Origin of the sequence: Chitinivibrio alkaliphilus ACht1 (genome assembly GCF_000474745.1) — a bacterium.
Lineage (GTDB): Bacteria > Fibrobacterota > Chitinivibrionia > Chitinivibrionales > Chitinivibrionaceae > Chitinivibrio > Chitinivibrio alkaliphilus.
Genome location: NZ_ASJR01000059.1, coordinates 1 through 1,636, shown reverse-complemented (window position 1 = coordinate 1,636; position 1,636 = coordinate 1). Strand labels below are relative to the sequence as shown.

Sequence of the window (1,636 nt, the reverse complement as noted above, 5' to 3'; positions counted from 1 at the left end):
AATAAACCTGAGAACCTGCAAACAGAGACTGCAAACAGAGACTGCAAACAGAGACTGCAAACAGAGACTGCAAATGTATCGGTCAAAATTGGTGTATAGAAATATGTGAAATTGTCTCATTTCTATTGACACGTACCGATATGATCTGCACGAGTTTTGTCAGATACAGCTTTCATTTGCGCCGCAGGATAAAGAACGGAAACGGATTGTTTCTGTAGGAGAAGAGTTTGCTATTTCCTTTCGTAAGTGGCATGTGCGCTATTCCATACACAAAACAGAGCAGGTGGTGCGCCTTCATTCAGTGGGGAGTAATTATGGGGAACGGGAGATTTCCGGTTCTCATGATCCCTATGGAGACCTGTCTATACATCGTCAATATCGTCAGTTGTATTGCAACACACAATAATTCAATACCTTAAAACATTGACTGTGTTTGTGCTCTTTTTTCGTTGACACTGCATGGGAAATACTCTATACTATACTTTATACACTGCAATGTTATTTTTCTCTACAAACATGGTGGTGTAACACACTCTACATGGCAGTTCGGGGGATGTCCTGCGTTAATATGGCAAGTGTTTTTGTAGTACTCCTACAAAGATACGGAAAGGCGTTAGGTGGTCATGGTAGCGGTATGGAAAGAAAAAAGAACTCTCTGTTTTTAATACCTCTCTTCATTTTTGTTATATCTCTGCCTGTTTTAGCAGATTATCCGCAATGGGTAACTGGTTCATACAATCCTGGTGACACCGTGACGTATGATGGTGGGATATATGCTTGGAGAGTACCTCACCAAGACTGGTCTGATGTTCCTCCACCGAATGATTCTGATAAATGGGAGTTTGTTGCAGGGGCTTCGTATGATCTGGCCGTTGGCGGTAGTTTTTCTGTAGTAGATAAAGAGTATGACGGAGCTGTGGCTGCAAACTTTGATGAAAATAATCTATATCTAAATGGTGTACAGGGCTCTTTGATGTACCCTACGTGGATGGCCCAGCAATATTACGATACTGATACCGTTTCTTATAACGGCAGGGATTATGCATTTCTGGAGAATGATCGATGGAGTAGCGACCCTCCGCCAGATGATACTGCCTACTGGGAAGATATAGGTGAGTCACAAATGGATGAAGATGATGTGTCCCTTTCTAATATTGTCATAGAGTTTGCCTCTTCAGATGTAGGTAATGACATTATGGTGACCATTGTTAGTGCAGATTTAGCTGGTACTGACGCAGCTGCATATACACTTGATCTTGATGGTGCTCCCACGGCCACAGCGAATATAACCCCCGCTCCCTTAACCGTAGAGGCGGATGATAAAAGCAAGACCTATGACGGAGATCCCTATACTGGTTTTACCGTAACCTATACGGGGTTTGTATCGGGTGATGATGAAACCGATCTGGACGGAAGTCTTGATTTTAGCGGCGATGCCGTTGACGCCACCGATGTGGGTGAATATACGATCACCCCTGAAGGTTTTACCAGCGATAACTATGAGATCACCTTTGAGGACGGAGAACTCAGCATTGGCGCTCGTACCCTTAACTTGAGTGATTTTGATGCAGATTCCAAGATCTATGACGGTACCACTGATGTAACGGGTACGGGTTTTTCAGATGACCGTGTCAGC

At 43.6% G+C, this 1,636-nt stretch carries 2 protein-coding genes; both read left to right on the top strand.

Annotation, left to right across the window (positions count from 1 at the left end):
* Positions 1–253: 253 nt before the first annotated feature.
* Entirely contained in the window at positions 254–406 is a 153-nt protein-coding gene (locus CALK_RS12965) for a hypothetical protein (RefSeq protein WP_155851875.1), read from the top strand.
* 228 nt (positions 407–634) lie between these two features.
* On the top strand, positions 635–1,636 hold a 1,002-nt coding region (locus CALK_RS11610; RefSeq protein WP_034638371.1), incomplete at its 3' end, for an MBG domain-containing protein.